The following is a 219-nucleotide window of genomic DNA, read 5'->3' on the forward strand; positions in this document are numbered from 1 at the left end:
TTGGGAATCTCGGTTGATTTCTGTTCCTGCAGCTACTTAGATGTTTCAGTTCGCCGCGTTCGCTTCCCTGACCTATGAATTCAGTCAGGGATGACCCATACGGGCCGGGTTTCCCCATTCGGACATCTCCGGATCAAAGCTCGTTTGCCAGCTCCCCGAAGCTTTTCGCAGGCTACCGCGTCCTTCATCGCCTGTGATCGCCAAGGCATCCACCACATG

The 219-nt window shown here is 54.8% G+C and carries 1 rRNA gene; it reads right to left on the reverse strand.

The window, feature by feature from the left end:
* Positions 1-219: ribosomal RNA gene (locus J8I34_RS34595) — 23S ribosomal RNA — on the reverse strand; the annotation flags it as partial.

It is taken from the genome of Cupriavidus phytohabitans (assembly GCF_017815025.1).
Taxonomy (GTDB): domain Bacteria; phylum Pseudomonadota; class Gammaproteobacteria; order Burkholderiales; family Burkholderiaceae; genus Cupriavidus.